We start from the raw sequence: 18,522 nt of genomic DNA, 5'->3' as shown, positions 1-18,522 counted from the left end.
GTGCTGATCAAAACATGACATCAATCATAAGCGCGGCATTATAAATCAAAGTGCATCAAGATGCGCTAGTCAGAAAGCTCATTGTTTTGCTTATCTTCACCCTCTTTATTTCTGGGTAATTCGAGTGAGCGAGGAAATATAAAATCAAAAGAATCGAGTGCATAACGGTAAAGCTGAGCTGGTCGTTTGCCCACAATTTTACTGTGGTTGGTTTCTTCAACTGCACCTGCTTCTATCATACGGCGTCTAAACGCTTTTTTATCTAAGGATTGCCCAAGAATAATTTCATAAATGGTTTGTAGTTCAGTTAGCGTAAATAATTCAGGCATAAGACTCGCTGGCAATGCGGTATAGCGAGTTTTATTGGTTAAACGCTCTAAAGCTAATCTGAGCAATTCATTATGATCAAAAGCCAATGCTAAATCTTGTGCTTTTGTCACTGGCACCCATTCGCTGTACTCAGCCAAAGCTTGATGTTGATAGGCATTAAAATCAATTAAAGCAAAATACAAAATCGTCACGGCCCAGCCACGCGGGTCACGTTTGGCATTGCCGACAGAAGCAACTTGTTCCAAGTAAGGTGAAGCAATTCCTGTTTTTTCAACTAGCTTACGATAGGCTGTGGCCATCAAATCTTGGTCATGGGTTAAATCGGCAAAACCACCTGGTAAAGCCCATTGGTCTTTGGCTGGAAAGTTGGGTCGCTTAATGAGTAATACCTGCAACTGACCATTAAATACCGAGAAAATAGCCATATCGACCGTGAGTAAAGGTGCGTCATAATCTCGGCGATCATAACTGGCAAGGAATTCTTGTTCAGTTTGAATAGTCACGTTCAGCCTCTTCAATAAAAATGATGAGCCGATACACATGCAACGGCTCATCTAAACTCAGTTATGCGATGGATAAACGCTCACGTATTTGATCCAAAGTACACTCATATTGAAGTTTACCATTTTCAAAGACTGTTTTAAGTGCTCCGCCTTGTTCTTGTTTGACTGTTTGCTCATCAAACAAAGTAAAGCCATTTTCACTTTCTTCGATGCGTAAAAGACCTTTCGCAGATTTTTTTACACCTGAGTCAGTAATTGGGTCTTTAAATAACTCACGGCCTACCCCATTCACTTGTCCCCAAGTCGCTTTCACAGCAAAACCAAAGGTATCGCGAGTCAAGTAGTTATAAGTAAAACTGCCTATACCAAACACCAAATTGTTTGAAGCAAAACCTTTGGCTTCAAGCCCTTCTAAAATACGCTGTGCACGGTCTAGGGTAATCGAGTCACCGTAAATTAAACCAACACGCTCATTGAGTACTTTATAGCCTTGGTCAGTTGTTGTACCGCCAAACACTTCCCATAAACATTCAACCGCACCTTTGTAGGCTGGACTGCCGACTTTGGCGTCTGGATCGCCGCAAATAATTTTAACTGGATCACCAGAGTCTGGACGGAAAACCAATTTCGCCAAACCTAAAGCATTAGGTTGTCTTGCCAAAATTTCAGGTTTTAACGCTACTGTAAATTCGGTAATCACTCGCCAAAAGTCCCAAGTATCAGACACAATACTGACAACACCAGACGGATAAAGCTCACAGATTAAACGCTTAAATGTGTCTACCTCACTGTTTTCTGTACCCATACACATCACACTGTGTTCAGTCGCTGGTACAGATACCCCAATCACACCTGTGGCATTGTAATATTCTTCTGCGTAGTCGATTGAAGCGACCGAATCTGTTCCAATAAAACTAGTTAAGTGCCCCACACCTGATTGTGCAGCATCATAAATTCCGCTCATACCACGACTACTAAAATCGTGTCCTTGCACAGGCACAAAATCGAGTGGCGCGCCAGTTTTTACAGCATATTGCGTTAATAAGCGTTTGTACTCGTAGGCAATTGTGGCCGTAGTACAGCTTTTCCAAAGCTCAGCACTTAATACAGTTTCAATATAGTTGGTTAGCCAAAAGAAACGTGGGTCGGTATTAATGATGGTAAGCACAGGTACACGCAGATTGACGCGGCTGCCTTCTGGCAAGGCTTTAATGCGTAATGGTAAATAGCCCAAGTCGTGTAATGCTTCAATGTGGTCAACTGGTACAGCACCTTCACCTAATGAGCTATCCATACGGCGTTTATATGCAGCCACCACTTTATCTTTAGGTTGTTTGAAAAAGCCTTCATTCCATGTATCGATTAAAAAGTGTTTGATAAAACCCTGAAGACCAAAGAATACAACTTTATCGTCAAAGTCAGGCAACATTTTAGCAAGTCGAGATGAACGCGGCGTAAAGTTGGCGTATACATACTCTGTGCCTTTCGGATACTGACGTCTGTGATCAGCTTTATAAAAATCGATAGCGTTTAATGGATTAAGTTTAATAGTCATCTTTGTTCTCTTTATTTTGCTGCAAAAGCAATTACTGAAATTTTGTCTGTTTCTTGTTGTGGAAAGCTGTCCGAGGTAAATAGTTGGTCAAGCAATCCATCAAAAACCTCTATTCCTTTACTGAAAATACCGTGGGTCACGTATAGAACGACCTTATGGCAATTGAGACGACGGAGTTCTTTGGCAATACCAATAAAGGTTGCACCGCCGTCGCAAATGTCATCGGTAATGACCGCTGTTAGGCCTGATAAATCAGTCGCATGTACATGTGTGCCCAAAATTTTGCCAGTTACAGGGTCACGTTTTTTATCACACTGAACAACAGTGATGGGTTGTTTGCGCTCAAGATTAAAAGCGTCTGCAACCATTTGTGTGCGTGCTTTTGCGCCTTTGTCTGGGCAAACCAGCACTGTTTTTTCATCTTTTAATAATGTGCTTAGCACTTCACTCTTCGCGATGATGTCGACTGAACTGACATTTACAACTTCTTTAAAAGAAGTATTAGCAGCAAGTAATGCTGTTGTTACTTCACTATGGCAGTCCCAAACAGTCACCTTGCCTTGTTTACCCGCTTTTTTGTCGGCATTGATGTTAAGTAGCTTCGTCATCACATCGAGCGAGAACGCTTGGCCTACTGCACAAATACGGTCCTGACGAGCGTATGGAAAATATGGAATTTCTAAGTCAACTGTTAGCCCGTGATTCAGCAATATATTTTCAAGTAACAAATAGTCCATCACATCGTGACTTGAGATCATTTGCGCACGCACCAATACCTTGCCAGATAGTGAACCTAAGGTTGTCTCATCAATCTGAACATGACGCTCTCCACCAGAAAACTGCGTGAATTTCACTGGAATTTCATTTCTTGCCGCATCTAAAAGCTGGATAGCCATATTATCCTCTTTTTTGTCTGATGACCTTCGATGAATATATAGTGGCATAAAGCCACTATATATTTCAAGTCTATTTTTCAAACTTTTTTCAAAACCATTTAAGGCATAAAATTTACGGTTTTAGAGCATTTGGTGATTCGATATTTAAGAGAGATTATTCTTCAAGCAATTGAAATAAAAAATTAATTTACAAAAAGCATCACGAACAAAACCAGCATTAAAAGTAGCGGATATAACTTTGCCCGCCATAAATCAGGTAGTTTTGAGATAAATTTTTCTGAAAAATATAGTCCAATCCATGTTCCAGCAACCAAGAATAAAGCAGCTTCAAACCAGATTAGACCGATAAATCCGTTGGCTGCCCATGTAGATTGCCAAAGTGACAATACACAATAGGTCAGCGTTGCAGTTAAAGACAAAGGCAGCGTGAGAATGTTTGCAATAGCCGCAGCCTCTGCCATAGAACTACCCCGCCGCCGTAATAACGGAACTGTCATTACACTGCCACCCACACCTAAAAGCGCTGCAACCCAACCAATAATTCCACCTTTAATGAGTTCACAGTTTTGACCATAGTTTTGCGTTTGTCTTGATGCCACCATAAAGCCTGGTCGGTAATAACAATCTAGAATGGTTATGAATACATAACCCATAAATATCCAGCGAAGCCAATTTCCATTAAACAATGAGGCCATTACCGCACCGACAACTCCACCCAATGCGATACCACTCCATAAAAAGCGGATTTTTTGCCAATCAATCTGTCCGGACCGATAGTGTCGAAAAGTTGCAAAACTTGCCGAACACAGCATCACAAAAGCTGATGTAGCTACGGCGATTTGCATGGCATGTATCCCAACCATACTTTCGCTACTGTACTTTTGAATAATGACTGTATAAAGCAAAGGCACAGCAACAAAACCGCCGCCAAAGCCAAATAACCAAGTGGTAACGCCTGAAAGTAGTCCAAATAAAAATAGCTCATATAGCATCGTTATCTTCCTCACATTTATAGAGGCATGATATAAAATAGCCCTATGGCAAACTAACGTAGAAAAGCCATATTTTTAATTATTTCAGACAAAAATATATGCGTAATATTCCAATTAACGATGTAGACCATCTACCGCAAGCGGTTTTAGCGTTAGGATCGGACTATCCTGCTGATACTTTGTTAGATACGCATAGCCATCGCCGTGCTCAGTTCTTATATGCACCCGAAGGGCTTATGAAAGTTGAAACTGAAGATGGACAATGGCTCGTGTTACCGTACAGTGGTGTATGGATACCCGCAGGCAAACCACATCAGGTATGGCTATCTAAAGTCAGTACTTATAGTTTGTATATAGAAATAAGTAATGCCCCAAGACAGGCAAACTATTGCGAGGTCGTGCAAGTTTCACCGCTAATGCATCAGTTGCTGATTCAAGCAAATCAACTGCCTGTTGACTACCAACGTTCAGGCCGTGACGGCGCTGTTATCGATTTATTGTTATATGAGTTAGAAGCTGCACCAGCCCTGCCTCTGTTTATTCCATTGCCTCACAACACATTACTATCTAATCAGTGTGCTGAGTTTATGGAGCATCCCGATATTCATAGCAGCCCTAAAGATTGGGCACATGTCCATAATAAAAGTGAGCGAACATTTCACCGCTGGTTTAAGTCAGAAACGGGCATGTCATTTCAGGCTTGGCGTAATCGAGTCTGCATCATCTATGCTTTAAATGCATTAAAAGCAGATATCTCGATTACTGAAATTGCCTTTAGTTTGGGCTATGAGCACTCGGCAGCATTTACTGCAATGTTCAGTAAAATTATGGGTTATCCGCCTACACATTTTCAAAAAAGATTTCATACGCATAATAAAGCGCTATAAAGATTTACTCATGTGAATGGTGTCATAGGTCTCGATCCACTCACGGTTAATGACATCAAAGCCTTGTAGACGCCAAAACTTTTCAGCCGCTGGCAAAAATGGATGAGTGTGCAAATACAAAGTCGTAATTTCATTGTTTTTTGCATGGCTAAACAACATGTCACATAGCTGAGTTGCGATGCCCTTACGACGGTATTCAGGTAATACAAACAACTTAACCACTTCCACTGTATTAGATGGCAAATTTAAATCAAAACGATGGTCATACGCCCGATATGCAATAGTGCCAATAATACGGTTTTTATTTTTTACCGTAATAAAGCAACCTAATGGATCATTAACATAATATTGCCCAAAATTTTTTAAATCTTTGGGAACTTGCCCATGATAGATTTCTGGGAATAATAAATGTCTTGTATAAAGTGCAAATTCTACAGCAGATGCATAGTCTGATTTGTCAGCTAGATGATAGTGAAAAGTCATATTTATAGCCAAGAATGGTCAGGGATAACAATGGTTTTGTCTTGAATCATGGCTTCATGGAACTCAACATCATAGACACTTTTTAAAAACTTCGGATCGGTGATTCGTGTTTTAGACTCAGGCTTAACTACTTCGTGTTGGCGCATAAAAAACAAATGATCTGCAAATAAAAAAGCCAAATTAGGATCATGCATAATTGCAATCACCGTAAAATTTTGCCGCGACAACTGACGCAATTTTTTCATTAAATAAGACTGGTAATAAACATCGAGATGATTGGTTGGCTCATCGAGCAAAATGACTTTTGGGGCTTGCACTAAAATACGGGCAATCATGACCAATTGTCTTTCGCCCCCCGATAACTCGGTATAAGGACGATCGCGTAAATGCTCAATATCTAAATCAAGCAAAGCTTGATCTACACGCTCCCAGTCTGACTTTGAAGGCCTATATCTGCTGAAAGCGGCACGTCCCGTAATCACCACATCTTTAACCAGAAATGGAAATACAGTTTTATGAAACTGCGGTAAAAAGCCGAGTAATGCAGCCCGATCTTTACCTTTAAAGTCCGATAATGGTTTTCTAGAGTAACGGATCAACCCATCTTTTACTGGTTCTAAGCCAGCCATCAATTTAAAAAGTGTCGATTTTCCACAGCCATTGCGCCCTAAAATGACGGAAAACTGATTTTCAGGAAACTCCAGATGGATGTTTTTGAGAACCTGTTTATGCCCATAGGCATAATTTAACTGATCAATTTGAATCATGCCCAATGAGTCCTCTGTGTTTTCATTAATAATAAGAAAAATGGCGCACCAAGTAGCATGGTAAAAATACCAATTGGTATTTCAAACGTTAGTAAAACCCGAGAAAAGTTATCAATCATGAGTAGGAAACTGCCGCCCAACACCATGTTGGCTGGAATACTGTAGCGGTGATCTGGCCCCACCAACATTCTCACAATATGCGGCATAAAGAGTCCATATAAACTAATAATACCAGCAGCAGCCACAGAAGTTGATGTACATACAGTCACTAGTACAATTAAAAGAAGCTGCTCCCAACGCGGATTAACACCCACCGCCTGCGCTTCTTCAGCACCGAGTGCCATTAAGTTTAAGCGCCAACGTATTGCAAATAATCCAGCAAGGCCAATACAAATAGGAAGCACGGCGTATTGAACCTTTTGCCAAGACGCCTGATGTAAGTTGCCCATCGTCCATTGCACAATGGCTTGTAATTTAAATGGATCACTTAAATATTGAATAACTGTAAGTCCTGCCAAAAACAGCCCCGAAACAATCATGCCGGATAAAATTACCATCACTAAAGACGTCTGGCTTTCATGTTTTTGATGTGCAAATAAATACGTTAAAGCAACAGCACAAACACCAAAAATAAAGGCTGATAGATTTGGTGAAAGCCAACTTAGAGAAAGTGCCAAAGCTGCACCAAACGCGGCACCAGAAGAAATACCAAGTACATACGAGTCAACCAAAGGGTTACGAAACAATGCCTGTAAACCGTTACCCGCTGTTGCTAACGCAGCTCCCACCATAAATGTCAGTAAAATTCTGGGTAATCTGACATTGACTAGTATGTTTTGCATCAGCCTAAATTGTTCAGCATCAAAATATGGCGTACCAAAGACTGCTTGCACACCCCACCGCAAATAGTCCCATGCACTCAAGGTTTGCGTAGGCCCAATGAGCAAAGAGATAAAAATCATGATGAAAGGTAACGGGTAAAACCAATAATATTTCAGTTTTTGCATATTCATTGCACCAACGCTTTGGCAAGGTGCTCACCATACAACTTGGTTAAAATACGCTGTTGTAAAGCACTTACTGGTAAATCGGACTGTTCAGGGTAAATGCTGTGGTTCAAATAAATCGCCGTAATAATGATTTTGATGGTATGGGGGTTATAAATAAATGCAGGGCTCAAATTAAATACCTTACGGTTTTGTACCGCACTTAAGCCTTGTAATTCTTTGCGTTCATAAATCAGTTTTGGGTTGGTATTCCAAAGCACAATATTGTCAGGATTCCATTCAATGAGAGTCTCGGGATTTACGTTGGGTTGATTGGCATTGGTCTGAACAATGTTGTAAGCACCTGCCAGCTCAATAAAGTCATTGGTAATTGACTCCCGTCCCGAAGTGGAAAAAATTCGCCCACCTGACCACGCATAGTAAATCGATTGCTTATTTGACTGACGTGCTGTTTTGGCTGCGACTTCTGCCATAATTTCATCAGAAAAACTCAAAATTTCCTGAGCACGCTTTTGAGCACCGCTTAGAACAGCAATTTCAGATAATTCTTCTTTCACTTGCTGGTAAGTGCCAGACTCCATTACATATACAGCTATACCAAACTGTCGTAATAATGCGATCGTTTGGGTCTGCCCGCTCCCCAAAATTACTAAATCGGGTTTCAACAACACAAGACTTTCAATATTGGTTGCATTGGCACCTTGTGAAGGCGTTGCAAGCTGTTTATTGGCAATGCGTTGATCTATTTTTGAATAGGCGTTAAATAATAAAGGTTGAATGTATACTTCGGCTGGTATGCCAATCACTTTATGACCTTGCCCTAGCATATATAAACCATCTAAACCTGACTCAAATAGAGAAACAATTCTTTGCGCTGGCTTGGCTACACACACTTTTGTATTTGTACTATCAAAAACGCATATCGAACGAACTGCTAAGTTTTCTTTAGTTTTTCTACTTTGTTCAGATGAAGAACATCCACCTAGAATGAGTAAAGTGAGTATTGAAGCCCAAAACCTCATTACACCTCTCCATGCACAAATATGGTGCAAAATAAAAAAGTGTGCTTATTTGGTGCAATTTTCATGTGAAAAAAACACCATAAGAGAGCAAAACGGTTTGAATCATCATTTATATGAGGTGCAAATTAAATGTTTAATTGAAGATATGAATAATTAAGCAATAAAAATGCCAGAATTAAAAAATAAATTTACCCATCAACCGGTTGTCATACTTGTTTCAAGTCAGAAAAAAATTTATGGGCTTTCACACTTCTCTAATAATGAGTTAACTAATACCAGTTATTTTAAAATCTAATTGAGTAAAATATTTAAAAATAATGAGAACTAAAAACATAAAAATTTAAAAAACAAAACACAATACTCAAAAATATAGTTATTTTCTCATTTTAATTTTATCAATTAAATAAATAATTAATAATAAACAAAATCTTAGTTAAAATAATAAAATTAAGTTTTTCTAAAAAATTACAGCTTTAAAAAGTAAATTAATCTAAAGTTAATATTAAAGATAAATCTTTAATAATGACTATTTTATGTGCTAGATTAATGTACAAGAATTATCCAATTATTTGGAAATTTCTCATACTACAAATAACTTACTAACTATAAGAATATTAAACACGACAAGGATTTTAAACCATGAAAAGAAATTATTATATATTAGGCACTCTTTTATGTGGCATGAGCTTAGCAACACATGCCGACTCACTACGAATGAGTGCCACGGAGTTTGCAAAAGACCCAGCTAAAGTAAGCGCACTGCAAAAAGGTCTGGAAAAAATGCGAGCAAATAATAATGCAAATCCATTATCTCCGGAGTTTCGTACAAGTTTTAATTATTGGGCAAATACTCACGGCTATTTTGGTACGGGTACACATGGTACTGATAAAACTACATATCTTAAAAACCGTATGGCAGGTTGCTTACAAGATAATAGTCAAGCCTTATGTGATAGTTACTATAAACATATTCAAAATTCTACAGTTCCAAACGATGGCTTTACAGATGAAGTTTGGGGTACATGCCAACATGGCAATCTAAACTTCTTACCTTGGCACCGTATGATGCTTTATTTTTACGAGCGAACAGTGCGTAAGTATGTTGGACAAGATTACTCTCTTCCTTATTGGGACTATTACCAAGAAAAAGCGGCTAATGGGAAAGGACTAGCGCTGCCTCAATTGGTTCGAGGTAAACAAGCAGGTAGTTTATATGACCAGTTCCGTACACCAGGTTTAAATGAGAATATCAGCGCTATAGATCCAGACGATGCCAGCGCTGCCCAAGCATTTAAATGGAATGACTTCACATCATTTTCCAATCAGTTACAGTCTCAGCCTCATGGTGTAATGCACTGCGCGGTAGGTAAAAACTGTGTGCTGCCAGATATGGGATTTGTACCAATTGCAGGTTTAGACCCTGTATTTTATATGCACCATGCCAATATCGACCGCTTGTGGCAATGTTGGCTAAATAAAAAAGCCAATGGACAACCCATTACACTTGAGTGGGCAAAGAAAAACTTAGGTATGCCAGATAGCTGGTATAACACTCGATACACCTTTGCAGACGAAAACGGTAATAAAGTCACCATGACCATTGCTGATGTATTTACCCCTGGTAAAATTCCGGTGCGTTATACCAATGAAAACGCATGTAAAGTTCAAGCACCAGTTATGGGTAGTCAAGCAGGAAAAGTAAATCTATTTAAAAAAGCGCATAAACCAGTCAGCAGCAATAAAACCATTCAACTGATGGGTGTAAGTCAAAAAGTAGCTTTAGCACCTCAAACCACAACCTTCTTAAAAAGTGCTAGTCAACTTTCTCAAACCACACTTTCATCAGGACAAACTTATTTAATCTTAGATAATGTACAAATGGTGGGTAATCCAAATCTGACATATAAGATTTATTTATCTCCTAAAAATAAACCTGACCAAAAAATTTATGTTGCCACAATTAACTATTTCGGTGTGTTAGATCATAGCCACGGCGGTCATGCGAGCAATGGTGCTATGGGTCAATTGGTCTATCAAGTCAGCGATCAAGTTAATCAATTAGGCGTACCTGCTGAAGACTTAGAGGTTCAGTTTGTTGCTACCGATTTAACCCTTAACCCAGTGAAGCAAAAGGTAAGTTCTCAAGGACTGAGCATTTCTCAAGTTCGCTTAGAAACTTCAAAATAATAATTAAGGGAGAGGCCTGATTTTTCAGGCCTCTAATTTATACTAAACAAACTATATAAAGACTATTCAACCAATTTAATAGTAATCTAGTAATTACCTACTTGTATTTTTTAAACTGCTCTAAAGTACTGTTTGTATAATAGAACTTTCAGGTGTTCTATTATATTGATTATTCATAGGGATCTGTAATACGGAACTAATCCATTTTTTTTCTGAAAATTGAATTTTATTCATATAAATATAATTTAAAACCATATTTTGAAGAAGATTAGTCACAATCATATTTTTTTCATTTTCTTGCTCATATAAAATTTTAATTTCATTTTTAGGAATACGTCCCAACTGTAATTGAGTTTGAATATATATTAATTGATATGCAGGATTATTATTTCTTGACAACAATTCATTAACAATAACCTCTAACTGTGGAGAAGCAGTAGCCTTAGCAATAAAGTTAATAAGATATCTACAAACTGATTTACACATTTCAAAAGTCATTTTTTCAGCAATCGAAAGAGCCTCCTCTTCAGAAGTTTTACTTTTCTCTTGAATAATAGATATCATAAATTCTTTAAGATCATTATCTGACCTCATTAAAACATCTAAAAAGAATGATAAAGATTTTAAACCTAATCCATAGCTTGAATTCAATAAACCTTCTAATCGATTCCTATTAAAAGAACCATGCTTATTTTTAGCAATCTGACCTAAAACCTCTAAACATCTGAATATTGTACTTGAATCATTCATTTGCTTTAATTCAACATTCTGTTCTAAATTTTCCTTTAATTCATCTTTTGAATCCTCAAAAGAATTTACGGCTGAATCTAAGATAGTATCAGAATCACCATTCTGATCACGTAAAGCTAAGTTTTTATTTCTTTCTTCATAAACATTTTTATTTTCGAGGCGGATTTGTTTAATCTCTTTAGATAAAATTTTTCTAAACTTTTCATTTAATATTTTATTTTGGTCTAAAGTTAAATAATGTGGATTAAAGTCAATTAATAAATTTGAACTATATTCTAGAATATAGTCTAAAAAATCTGTAGAGTTAGAATGATGCACTAAAAATATTAATATATTTGCACTCTCTTCAGTGTGAATTGTTTCACATAATTCTTTTACTAAAGCAGACAAGTTACTTTGATTAATTGCAATATACTTTGAACATGAAAAATAATAAATATATTTTTGAGAAAAAATAAGCTCCAAATTATCATCTACATAAAGAATATTTGAGTCCATCAATATACTTTTTATATCTAATGAGAGTACATACTCTTTATGATAATTTTCTACCAATCCATCAAAATCAGCTTCAGAAATACTTTTTATTTTCCTTTTAAACATCTCATATGCTAAAAAAGATAAAAAGTTTAGGATACTATCAAAATCATTATGATTTACACGTACTTTCTGCAATAAGCTTAAAATTAAAGTGTTATAACAATGACCATACGAAGTTAAAGAAAAATCCCTTGATAAATTAATATTATCCAAAGTTTGAATAATAGTTAATATATACATGGGTTTAGCATCCATGACGTTTTTTCTTAATAATAAATCAAAATGATTAGTTAGATTATCTATCTTCTTTAGAAACTCTGAATCATTCTGAGTATATAAAGATTCAACACCTATACTATACCATTTACTATATAGCTCATTTCTTTTAAGATGACCTAAATTTTTTATTTCAAAAATTTCAAATTTTACATTTAGATGCTTTGATCTATCACCAAAAAAATGCTGTTTATCTACAAAAAAATATATTTTACTAAAATAATTCGTTATAGATTCCAAAAATGAAGATTCATATTTTTCACTAATTTTAATATTTTGAAAATCATCAATTAATAGCGCAAATTTATTATTTTCATAATCATAATTAATACCAAACTTATTAGCACAAGCTTTCACTAATTGCTCAGCACTATAATGTTTTATCTCATCAGCTTTCAATATAACTACTTGATAACCTAATTCTACTAAGTCACTACAGTATTTTTTTAATAAAGCAGTTTTTCCTGATTTATCAGATCCAATAAAGTATGCATAATTGAATTTATTAATGATATCTTCAGAAGAAATATGCTTATAATTTATTGTAGTATTACTACTTATATGTTCCATATCGGGATATACAAAAACATCATTTAAAAGTATTAAATCTTTCTCAGGATGTTTTATGTTTATCCCTAAGTCATTAATATACCTATGAAATTTATCAGATTGCATCGGTAGAACTGGAATTAAGCTCTCTTTTTTTTTTCAGCCTCAACTTCTCTATTTCTTTCAATTTGATTCATAAGTTGATCAACTATTGTTAAATAGGTTGACTCTATATTCTCATATTTACTAACTGGCACGCCATCCTTTGGTGCACATTTTATGTTACCAAAATATGTTCGTTTCCAGATACACTCTTCAGCAATTATTGGGAAAATTTTAGTATTATCAATAACTTGCTTCTCAACAGCTATTTCTAATTCTTTTCTTACACAATAATCAGAATTTAGATAGTCAGTACTCACAATACAAACAACCATATGAGCATTTTTTAAATTATTTTGGATTGTTTCATCTAAATCTTGGCCAATATCAACTATTTGATCTGTAAAAATTTCTAAATTATTATACTTTGCAATAGCGTTAAGATGGGCCATTAATGCTAAAAAATGATTTTCATTTTTGTGGCTATAACTAATGAAAATTTTAGTTTTTTCTGTCATGTTTAAATAAAATTTAGAAATTATGATTTTTCTATTATATATAAAACAAAACTCATATCAAGTTGATATTGATAAAAAAATAATATACGATTGTAGTTTAAGTTCAGAACTGTTACAAAGATTTCTATAAAATATTGATAGTATCATTCATATTTAGATGAATGAATAATAAGACCGTTAAAGTTTTCACCATAATCCTAACAATATCGATATCAGTATTAACATCATTGATGACTGTGACAAATTGGCACCTTCTATGCATAGTATCGTGGTCTTAAAGACACATGGAAAAGGCCGCTTCTCGCGGCCTTCGTTTTATCATTTTTATATAGACCGTTTATTTTCTTGATAATTGATATTCTTTAAAAATAAATCGACTACATATTCAACCCAAATACCAATTTCACTCTCAGATATTAAATAATCAGGATGGGTCAGACATTTTAAATGAGCATCACTTCGTAAAAGCGATAAAAAGATATTTGCAGCAGCTTCAGAAGAAGAACTTAACTCAATTTCTCCTTGTTTGACCGATTTTTCAAGATAACCCGCAATAATATTTGCCAGTTTTTGTGGCCCAAGTTCAAAGAATTTTTCAGATAATTCTGGGAATCTGACTGCTTCAGCAATACAAACCCTAAAAAAAGCCAAACCTGAATGTGACAATATAAAGCAGAGATAAGTTTTACCCATCTCGGTTAAAGCTGAACGTAAATTTTTAGCTTGCGTCTCAACTAAAATAATTTGTTTTTGCATGTTGGCGCATTGGCGTTCAATGACTGCAGCGAACATCGCTTCTTTATTTTTAAAACAACCATACATGGTGGCTTTTGAAACACCAGCTTCTTTTTGAATCATGTCTGTCGTCGTGCCACTAAAACCGTGGATCAGAAAAAACTTGGTTGCTGCGTCTAGAATTTTTTGATCTTTCTCATTGGCTTTAATGCAATCTGACATACGAACCTGCAAATATATTTAGAAATTTCGTGATTAGTGTAACTCATCGAAAAGTTCAAAATCGAGAATTGACGTAATTTTAATAAGATAGTACAGTACCGATCGGTACAGTTGAGCTCAATAACTGCACTATGCAACGAGTTCATTTTTAAAATTTAAGGTAAAAGATGAATATACGACCACTCATCGGTTTGGCAGGTGCAATTTTTGCAGCAATGACTGTCGAATTTAATAACCGAATTACCAGTATTACTTTGGTCGATATTCGCGGTGCAATGGGTATTAGTGTTGACTCTGGTTATTGGGTCAGCAGTATTTATGCCAGTGCCATGATTATTGGCATGATCCTCTCTACCAGTTGGGCCGTTATTTTTTCCATGCGCAGAGTCCTTCTTTTTGCCATAGGTCTTTGTCTCTTCTCTAGCGTTTTAATTCCTTTTAGTCCCAACATTGAAATATTTTATTTATTACGCGGCTTGCAAGGACTTGCCAATGGTTTAACCATTCCTTTACTCATGGCCTGTGCACTTAGATTTCTAGGGCCAGAAATCCGTTTATGGGGTTTGGCCTGCTATGCGCTAACAGCAACTTTCTTTCCCAACTTAAGTGCTGCACTCTCTGCATTTTATTTAGATGTGATTGGTTGGAAAATGATATTTTTCCAAACCATTCCTTTTTGTGCGCTAAGTGCTGCATTGGTTTACTTTGGTATTCCGCAAGATCCATTAAATTATTCAAAAATAAAAACTTACGATTGGACAGGTGCCATTTTAGCCATTATTAGCTTAGCAAGCTTAAGTACCATGCTTTTACATGGCAATCACTTGGACTGGTTCCATTCAAAATTGATTTGTGTTTTGGCTTTAATCAGTGCCATTACCCTACCTTTATTTTTAATACATGAATGGCGCTATCCAACTCCATTAATTAAACCGCAAATGCTCGAAATACGAAATTTTGCCTATGCCGTTATTGCCCTGTTTTGTTTTGTGGTTATTGGCATGTCAACAAGCACTTTACCACTCAATTACTTAAGCGCTGTACATGGTTATAAACCAACTCAAACCATGTGGATTGGTTTACAAATTGCGGCCTTACAATTTATTTATATTCCAATTGTTATTAAGCTTTTAAATCAAGCTTGGGTCGACAGCCGTTATGTACATGGCTTTGGTTTGCTTCTGGTGATGGCCGGTTGTTTAGGTGCAAGTCAACTCGATACCACTTGGAATCAAGACCAATTTTACTTTTGGCATGCCATCTCATGTTTGGGCCAAACCTGTGTTGTGCTCTCACTCTTAATGATGGGTACAAACAGTGTTCATCCAACCATGGCAATTTATGCATCACCGATGATTAACACTCCGCGTGCGATTAGCGGTGTACTGGGTGTGTGCATATTGGATTGGGTCAATCGCGTACGTGGTGAATACCACTCAACACGGCTAATTGAAAATACTGCACAACATGTTTTCCAAAATATTCAAGGCCCTGTCATTAATCCACTTACTCCGCCTGTGCTTACCGCAAATGGTGCAGATCGTGTTTCAGGCGGTTTATCTGCCCTAAGTTCTGCGATTCAGGCGCAACAATCTGTTTTAGTTATTAGCGATCAATATCTAATTTTAGCTGGCCTTACTGCAATTTTATTTATCGTTATGCTGATTTTACCCGTTAGAACTTATCCACCACGCATTGCTCTCATTAAGTTAATGAATAGTCATAACTCAGGAAAATCTTTATGAGTACTCTAGAAGCCCAAGATCACTCTGCGACCGAGTCAGCCAAATTAACAAAGATGCAATATCTAAAAAAACACTGGGTTATGGTTATTGCGTTCATTATTGTTTTAGCCTCTATTTTATGGGTTTTAAAACTTATATTTTTACCATCTTCGACTATTGAAACAGACGATGCACGTGTAGATGTAGAGTACTCAACCATTGCTCCTAAAGTCTCTGGAAATATCGAAGAAATTTATATTAAAGATCATCAGACCGTAAAAAAAGGCCAGCTTTTGGCACGGATTGATGCAAGAGATTATGAAGCGGCTTTAGCTGAAGCAGAGTCTAATTATGCTAAAGCTGAAGCTGATTTAAATGAAGCAAAGCTGGCAGTAGAAAGACAACCGACTGTTATTCGAGAAACAGAGGCTCAGCTTAGAAAAGTAGAAGCTGGAATTAAACTCACCAAAGATAATACGGCGCGTTATGAGCAACTACAGGCACTTGGTGCTGAGTCTAGATTAATTACACAACAGTCAAAAACTACATTGACTGAGCAATATGCTGACTTAGACAGCAGTAAAGAAAAAGTTACCGATGCACAGTATCAGCTCAACCAATATAAAATTCAGGTTCAAGCCAAACAAGCTGTTTTAAAACAAGCTCAAGCGGCACTTGATAAAGCAAAGCTGAATTTGAGTTATACAGAAGTTCGAGCACCTATTGATGGCATGATTGGTCAAAAGTCAGCTAACGTAGGTAACTTTGTAAGCGCCGGTAATCCACTCATGGTGGTTGTTCCTTTAGATCAGGTTTATGTAGAAGCAAACTTCCGTGAAATTGAGCTAAAACAAATTAAAATCGGTCAGCCTGTCACTGTCTATGTTGACGCTTACAATGTTGAGTTAAAAGGTGTAGTAGACAGCTTCTCTCCATCTACTGGGGCATTTTTCTCTCCGATCTCGGCGACCAATGCGACAGGTAACTTTACTAAGATTGTTCAGCGTTTACCTTTACGCATCAAGCTTATTGAAAATCAAAAAGATATTAAGTTGTTGCGCCCAGGTCTATCTGTTGTAGTTTCTGTAGATACCAATAAAAAGTAAATTTGAGGTTGTGACTTAATTAAAAAAAAAAGAGACCATTGAATGGTCTCTTTTTAAATGATGAGTTTTAAAAAGTCTTTAAAACTTTTTGGTATAGTTTACAAACAAGCGGTCTTCACCAAAGTCATTGCCGTGTTTAACGTTGTAATCAATCCGAATATATTGCAGGGCAAGACCTTTTAAGAAAGGTTGTTGAAATGCATAGTTTAGAATGACATTTGACTCAGTTTCATGATTTTTCTCACCATTGGCTGCTTTAAAGTCATTTCCGTAAACATATTTCACCATCGCATTTAAGCCCGGCACGTAATCTTTAAAGTCGTAGCCATACATGACATGGTAAGACTTTTCATCTTTTTTAAAGAAGCCAGTGGCATTCCAGTTAATGAAATAGGTCTCTGGTAAGAAACCATCCGGTAATGGGTATGCCGATTCACCAATAATTTGTTGGTAACCCAAGCCAAAGGTATGATTTTTTACTTTGAGTGTTTCTAGTACTCCAATGTTTTGCGCATCGATATCAAAAGTATTGCCGTCATTTTTGGCATTGAAGTACTTAAATTTAGAAGTAAGCGCAAAGTTAGGTTGTTTCCAGTTATGCTCAAGTCCTACATAGTGCTTATTGTAGAGGCCTTCTAAATTACCGAAGTAATATTCACCCTTCAGTGACGGCGTAAATTGATAGCGTAGGTCAATGTAGTTCAAACCATCAGATTCTTTAGTAACTCCATTTGATGTGAAAGAAAACTTTTTAAAGTCTTCTTCATTGCGTGGTGACACTTTTTCAACTCGGCCAATTTCGGCATAGAGCTGATCTGAAAGTTGCGACCTAAGATTAGTTCCCCAATAAGAAGCAAGTAATTGTCGGCTGGCATCTACAGCCGTTACAGGTAAATCTAACCAGAGTTCGCCTACGCTTAATAAAGTTTTATCGTAGCCCAGTTTTAAAGTTGCGCCGTATTTTAAAAAGTCAGATGCTTGTGACTGTGTTTCTTTATTAAAAGGCAAAACCGTGTCTGCAACGTGTTTGTCTGAACTCAAGCGAACGGCATATTGAACAGAAGCATCGGCCCCAATCGTGATTGGCTTGTCTGCTATGATTAACGGAGTGTCATTCATTTTTGATTTATAAAATAATGATGCTGCCTGAGACCAACTGCCAGTATCTTTTAAGGCATCATTATCAAAATTACGGTTGATATAGGCATTCTTTAGCGTGAACTTCCATTCATCTTCACCTTGTTGAGTAGTATCTGCTGCCCACAACACTGAATGACCACTACAGATAAATAAAAGGGTAGAAAACTTTAAATATGGTGTTTTTAAATATTTCATGAAACAAATCATCCTTTAACTATTGTCTGCGCCATC

Annotated in this window: 16 protein-coding genes; 4 read left to right on the top strand and 12 right to left on the bottom strand. The window is 36.7% G+C overall.

The annotated features are described in order from the left end of the window. Positions 1-65: 65 nt before the first annotated feature. The 4 genes from ACLCEG_RS01155 to ACLCEG_RS01140 form a co-directional block, all read right to left on the bottom strand. On the bottom strand, positions 66-833 hold the full coding sequence (locus ACLCEG_RS01155) for an NrtR DNA-binding winged helix domain-containing protein (protein WP_410565155.1): 768 nt from the start codon (positions 831-833) through the stop codon (positions 66-68). A gap of 61 nt (positions 834-894) precedes the next feature. Then, a complete protein-coding gene (locus ACLCEG_RS01150) occupies positions 895-2,388 on the bottom strand; it encodes a nicotinate phosphoribosyltransferase (RefSeq protein WP_410565152.1) in 1,494 nt (497 codons plus the stop codon). A gap of 11 nt (positions 2,389-2,399) precedes the next feature. Beyond that, positions 2,400-3,284, bottom strand: a complete 885-nt coding sequence (locus ACLCEG_RS01145) for a phosphoribosyltransferase family protein (RefSeq protein WP_410565150.1) — start codon at positions 3,282-3,284, stop codon at positions 2,400-2,402. A gap of 182 nt (positions 3,285-3,466) precedes the next feature. Then, on the bottom strand, positions 3,467-4,276 hold the full coding sequence (locus ACLCEG_RS01140; RefSeq protein WP_410565148.1) for a sulfite exporter TauE/SafE family protein: 810 nt from the start codon (positions 4,274-4,276) through the stop codon (positions 3,467-3,469). A 98-nt stretch (positions 4,277-4,374) separates the two neighbouring features. On the opposite strand from ACLCEG_RS01140, the gene ACLCEG_RS01135 reads away from it, so the two are divergent. Beyond that, entirely contained in the window at positions 4,375-5,163 is a 789-nt protein-coding gene (locus ACLCEG_RS01135; RefSeq protein WP_410565146.1) for an AraC family transcriptional regulator, read from the top strand. On the opposite strand, the gene ACLCEG_RS01130 is transcribed toward ACLCEG_RS01135, so the two are convergent. From ACLCEG_RS01130 to ACLCEG_RS01115, 4 genes are read right to left on the bottom strand one after another with little or no spacing between them, the layout of a single operon-like run. After that, the gene (locus tag ACLCEG_RS01130) at positions 5,158-5,646 is read right to left on the bottom strand and encodes a GNAT family N-acetyltransferase (RefSeq protein ID WP_410565143.1); all 489 of its coding nucleotides are present in this window, start codon (positions 5,644-5,646) and stop codon (positions 5,158-5,160) included. The genes ACLCEG_RS01135 and ACLCEG_RS01130 overlap by 6 nt on opposite strands. A 2-nt stretch (positions 5,647-5,648) precedes the next feature. Beyond that, positions 5,649-6,413, bottom strand: coding sequence for an ABC transporter ATP-binding protein (locus ACLCEG_RS01125; protein WP_077166264.1), 765 nt, complete (start codon positions 6,411-6,413; stop codon positions 5,649-5,651). After that, positions 6,410-7,420 (bottom strand): FecCD family ABC transporter permease, encoded by a 1,011-nt coding sequence (locus tag ACLCEG_RS01120; protein WP_410565140.1) that lies wholly within the window; start codon positions 7,418-7,420, stop codon positions 6,410-6,412. The genes ACLCEG_RS01125 and ACLCEG_RS01120 overlap by 4 nt, the downstream gene beginning before the upstream one ends. 2 nt (positions 7,421-7,422) lie before the next feature. Then, complete coding sequence (locus ACLCEG_RS01115; RefSeq protein ID WP_410565137.1) at positions 7,423-8,442, bottom strand: ABC transporter substrate-binding protein; 1,020 nt, start codon at positions 8,440-8,442, stop codon at positions 7,423-7,425. A gap of 639 nt (positions 8,443-9,081) precedes the next feature. Between ACLCEG_RS01115 and ACLCEG_RS01110 the strand changes: the two genes are divergently transcribed. Beyond that, complete coding sequence (locus ACLCEG_RS01110; RefSeq protein ID WP_191011655.1) at positions 9,082-10,629, top strand: tyrosinase family protein; 1,548 nt, start codon at positions 9,082-9,084, stop codon at positions 10,627-10,629. Between the two features lie 120 nt (positions 10,630-10,749). On the opposite strand, the gene ACLCEG_RS01105 is transcribed toward ACLCEG_RS01110, so the two are convergent. The 3 genes from ACLCEG_RS01105 to ACLCEG_RS01095 all read right to left on the bottom strand — a co-directional run bounded on the left by ACLCEG_RS01105 (position 10,750) and on the right by ACLCEG_RS01095 (position 14,321). Then, the gene (locus tag ACLCEG_RS01105) at positions 10,750-12,870 is read right to left on the bottom strand and encodes a toll/interleukin-1 receptor domain-containing protein (protein WP_191011656.1); all 2,121 of its coding nucleotides are present in this window, start codon (positions 12,868-12,870) and stop codon (positions 10,750-10,752) included. A gap of 14 nt (positions 12,871-12,884) precedes the next feature. Next, positions 12,885-13,364 carry a toll/interleukin-1 receptor domain-containing protein gene (locus tag ACLCEG_RS01100; protein WP_191011657.1) on the bottom strand — a complete coding sequence of 160 codons (480 nt, stop codon included), beginning with the start codon at positions 13,362-13,364 and terminating at the stop codon, positions 12,885-12,887. Positions 13,365-13,688: 324 nt separating this feature from the next. Further along, on the bottom strand, positions 13,689-14,321 hold the full coding sequence (locus ACLCEG_RS01095) for a TetR/AcrR family transcriptional regulator (protein WP_410565132.1): 633 nt from the start codon (positions 14,319-14,321) through the stop codon (positions 13,689-13,691). Positions 14,322-14,488: 167 nt separating this feature from the next. On the opposite strand from ACLCEG_RS01095, the gene ACLCEG_RS01090 reads away from it, so the two are divergent. Both ACLCEG_RS01090 and ACLCEG_RS01085 read left to right on the top strand, forming a co-directional pair. Continuing rightward, a complete protein-coding gene (locus tag ACLCEG_RS01090; RefSeq protein WP_410565129.1) occupies positions 14,489-16,066 on the top strand; it encodes an MFS transporter in 1,578 nt (525 codons plus the stop codon). Beyond that, complete coding sequence (locus tag ACLCEG_RS01085; protein ID WP_191011660.1) at positions 16,063-17,151, top strand: HlyD family secretion protein; 1,089 nt, start codon at positions 16,063-16,065, stop codon at positions 17,149-17,151. The genes ACLCEG_RS01090 and ACLCEG_RS01085 overlap by 4 nt, the downstream gene beginning before the upstream one ends. Positions 17,152-17,229: 78 nt before the next feature. Here the strand turns inward: ACLCEG_RS01085 and ACLCEG_RS01080 are convergent, their stop codons facing one another. After that, a complete protein-coding gene (locus ACLCEG_RS01080) occupies positions 17,230-18,486 on the bottom strand; it encodes an OprD family outer membrane porin (protein WP_191011661.1) in 1,257 nt (418 codons plus the stop codon). Positions 18,487-18,522 lie beyond the last annotated feature (36 nt).

Origin of the sequence: Acinetobacter sp. H1(2024) (assembly GCF_046557555.1) — a bacterium.
GTDB lineage: Bacteria > Pseudomonadota > Gammaproteobacteria > Pseudomonadales > Moraxellaceae > Acinetobacter > Acinetobacter seifertii.
Note: the sequence above shows the minus strand (reverse complement) of the source record. Positions and strands in the feature narration are given on the sequence as shown.